The organism is Ralstonia sp. ASV6, assembly GCF_016429285.1.
In the GTDB taxonomy this organism is placed as follows: domain Bacteria; phylum Pseudomonadota; class Gammaproteobacteria; order Burkholderiales; family Burkholderiaceae; genus Ralstonia; species Ralstonia flaminis.
Window position 1 is genome coordinate 1 of record NZ_JAELUI010000270.1, and the last position, 3,451, is coordinate 3,451.

Sequence of the window (3,451 nt, forward strand, 5' to 3'; positions counted from 1 at the left end):
CGCCTCGATGAAGGCGGCCACGCGGTCGGCAGACTTGGTGCGCGTACGGCCGGATTTCGGGTCGTAATCAAGTACCGAGTCGATCACTGCGCACGGCGTACCGGGCCCAGCGTGGACCACGTAGGTCATGGTGCACGTGTCGGCATCAAAAAACGGTTCGATCTGGGCTTGCATGATGGGGGCTTCCGCACACAATCTATATTTTTATATAATATCGTCAGACATTCTGTCTGCCAATAGCGCAAACAGAACCAAATAGAACGAGAAGCGCCGCGCCCTGATGACTGCCCCGACAACTGACCCAAACCAAGTTGTGCCGCTACCTGAAGCGGCCATCTCCATGCTGCGCGACTCGGCTTCCCAGGCATGCGCGGTACTCAAAGCCATGGCGCATGAGGACCGCCTGCTGCTGCTCTGCCAACTCACGCAGGGCGAGCGCAATGTTGGCGAGCTGGAAACACTGGTCGGTCTGCACCAACCCAGCCTGTCGCAGCAGTTGGGTGTGCTGCGCGATGAAGGCCTCGTCAGCACGCGCCGCGAAGGCAAGTACATCTACTACCGGCTGGCCAGCTTCGAGGTCATCCAGATCATGCAGACGCTGTCTGCGTTGTACTGCGGCAAAGTCCTCAAAAGCGTCAGATAGATCGCCTTGCATGGCAGCGGCTTGCGATGTGCCAACGCCGCGCCCCTCATCGAAGCACCAGCCGGTTTGCCCGGCAGCCCCAACTGAAATTGCATGCATACCGAATCCCCTTCCCTGCCCGCGTCCACGCCTGCCGTCGACTGTGATGTGCTCATCCTCGGCGGCGGCGCGGCCGGCATTGGCGTGGCGGCCAGCCTGCGCCGGCGCCGCCCGCAGCTCGGCATCACCATCGTCGAGCCGTCTGACGTGCACTACTACCAGCCGGCATGGACGCTCGTGGGTGGCGGCGTGTTCGACGCCAAGGCCACGGCACGGCAGACCGATTCGTTGCTGCCGGCCGGCGTGCAGCGGATTCGCGCAGCAGCCACGCACATTGAAGCCGATGCGCACCGTGTGCACCTCGACAACGGCCAGACGCTGACCTATCGCCAACTGATCGTCTGCCCGGGGCTGCGCCTCGCGTGGGAGCGCATCGAAGGCCTGGAAGCGGCGCTCGGCCAGAACGGCGTTACGTCCAACTATAGGTTTGATTTGGCGCCGTACACGTGGTCATTGGTGCGCAGCCTGCGCTCGGGCCGTGCGCTCTTCACGCAGCCCGCCATGCCGATCAAATGCGCGGGCGCACCGCAAAAGGCGATGTACCTTGCGTGCGACCACTGGCAGCGCACAGGTGTGCTCGATCGCGTCAACGTAGAGTTCAACCTGGCCGGGGCGGCACTGTTCGGCGTCGAAGCCTTCGTACCGCCCTTGATGCGCTATGTAGAGCGCTATCGCGCCAAGCTGGCATTCGGCTCCACGCTGGTGGCAGTCGATGGCCCCGCACGCATGGCCTGGTTCGAGCACAAGAACGCCGATGGCGAAGTCGTGCGCACCGCCAAGCCATTCGACATGCTGCACGTGGTGCCGCCGCAGGTGCCGCCGGCCTTCATTGCCGAAAGCGGCCTGGGCGATGCCGCCGGCTGGTGCGAGGTCGACCCCGCTACGCTGCAGCATGTGCGCCACGCCGATGTGTTCTCGCTCGGCGACGCCAGCTCCACGCCCAACGCCAAGACGGCAGCCGCAGCACGCAAGCAGATCGTGGTTGTTGCCGAGAACCTGCTCGCCCATCGCGAAGGTCAAACATTGCCCACGCGCTACGACGGCTACGGCGCCTGCCCGCTCACCGTTGAACGCGGCAAGGTCGTACTGGCCGAGTTCGGCTACGGCGGCAAACTGCTGCCAACGTTCCCGCTGCTGCCGACGGTGGCGCGCAAGTCTGCCTGGTGGCTCAAGAAGACGCTGCTGCCCTGGCTGTACTGGAATGCGCTGCTCAAGGGCCGCGAATGGCTGGCACGGCCGACCACGCCCTCAGGACGCTAAGCATGTCTCCGGTAGAAATCGGCTGGATCATCAGCGCAGGCCTGGGCTCGGTGGTTGGGCTCATCCTTGCGCTCACGGGTGCGGGCGGTGCCATCGTCGCGGTGCCGCTGCTGATCTTTGGGCTGCACCTGTCGGTGCCTGAAGCTGCGCCGATCGCGCTACTGGCGGTGGGCTTGTCGGCGGGGCTGGGGGCGATGCTCGGCCTGCGAGAAGGCAAGGTCCGCTACAAGGCGGCCGGGCTGATGGCGCTGTGCGGCGTGGTGGTGTCGCCATTTGGCATCTGGGTGGCGCATCGTGTGCCGAATACGCCGTTGACGCTGCTGTTCGCCGTCGTGCTCGCCTATGTGGCGGTACGCATGTTCCGTCAGGCCCGCGGCGGGACGCCCGCGACAGACACGCCACGGCGCGCAGCACCACCCTGCCATCTCGACACCACAACGGCCAAGCTGGTCTGGACGCTGCCGTGCGCGCGGGCATTGGCCGCATCAGGCGTGGGCGCAGGGTTCCTGTCTGGGTTGCTGGGCGTTGGCGGCGGCTTCGTTATTGTGCCGGCCTTGCGCCGTGCGACCGACCTGCCGATGCAGACGATCGTCGCCACATCGCTAGCGGTGATTGCACTGGTATCCACCGGCGGCGTGGTGGCTTCGGCCATTGGCGGCCATGTCGACTGGCACATCGCGCTGCCATTTGCCGCGGGCGCGCTGACCGGCATGCTGGCCGGACGCCGCTTCGCTAAGCATCTGGCGGGGCCAGCACTGCAGCAGGGGTTCGCGGCATTTGCCGGTGTGGTCGCCCTCGGATTGATCGTTCGAACAATGATTTGACCGATCTGTTGTGAAAGCGGTAAAATCGCCGATTCCGGAGCGTAGCGCAGCCTGGTAGCGCAACTGGTTTGGGACCAGTGGGTCGGGAGTTCGAATCTCTCCGCTCCGACCAAAATTTGGCAGTCAACAAAAACGGCTTACGTTCATCGCGTAAGCCGTTTTTGTTTGGGCGGCAGATGGCGTCATACGGTAGTGATATAAACGCTGCATCAGCGCCTTATTGCACTACCAGCAGAACCGCTCCATGAATCTCATCCTGTGGCGCCACGCCGAAGCCGAAGACGTGGCCGCATCCTTGCGCATCCAGCGCAGCACCGACCTCCAGCGTGAACTGACCAAGCGCGGCGAAAAGCAGGCCGAGAAAATGGCCGCCTGGCTGCGCCCCCGCCTGCCGGAAGATACGCGCGTGCTGGTCAGCCCCGCTGTGCGTACGCAGCAGACTGCGCGCGCCCTCACCGAGCATTTCCAGACACTGCCCGATATCGCCCCGGGAGCAGACGTCAGCACCATCCTTGCGGCAATCGACTGGCCTTCGAGCACGAACTTGCTGCTGGTCGGCCATCAGCCGTGGCTCGGCCGCCTGGCCAGCCTGCTGATTGCGGGCGCTGAGATGGAGTGGAGCGTG

Annotated in this window: 4 protein-coding genes, 1 tRNA gene and 1 pseudogene; 5 read left to right on the plus strand and 1 reads right to left on the minus strand. The window is 64.5% G+C overall.

What is annotated here, in order from left to right:
- Positions 1-174, minus strand: a pseudogene (locus tag JHD73_RS27175) (MBL fold metallo-hydrolase); the annotation flags it as partial.
- A gap of 106 nt (positions 175-280) precedes the next feature.
- Here JHD73_RS27175 and JHD73_RS27180 point away from each other — a divergent pair.
- From JHD73_RS27180 to sixA, 5 genes are all read left to right on the plus strand, one after another.
- Positions 281-643 (plus strand): metalloregulator ArsR/SmtB family transcription factor, encoded by a 363-nt coding sequence (locus tag JHD73_RS27180; protein WP_199033242.1) that lies wholly within the window; start codon positions 281-283, stop codon positions 641-643.
- A 93-nt stretch (positions 644-736) separates the two neighbouring features.
- The gene (locus tag JHD73_RS27185; protein WP_199033243.1) at positions 737-2,002 is read left to right on the plus strand and encodes an FAD/NAD(P)-binding oxidoreductase; all 1,266 of its coding nucleotides are present in this window, start codon (positions 737-739) and stop codon (positions 2,000-2,002) included.
- 2 nt (positions 2,003-2,004) lie between these two features.
- A complete protein-coding gene (locus tag JHD73_RS27190) occupies positions 2,005-2,826 on the plus strand; it encodes a sulfite exporter TauE/SafE family protein (RefSeq protein WP_199033244.1) in 822 nt (273 codons plus the stop codon).
- Between the two features lie 35 nt (positions 2,827-2,861).
- Positions 2,862-2,938, plus strand: a tRNA-Pro gene (locus tag JHD73_RS27195).
- A 132-nt stretch (positions 2,939-3,070) separates the two neighbouring features.
- A partial coding sequence (sixA, locus tag JHD73_RS27200) for a phosphohistidine phosphatase SixA (RefSeq protein ID WP_199033245.1) occupies positions 3,071-3,451 on the plus strand: 381 nt, incomplete at its 3' end.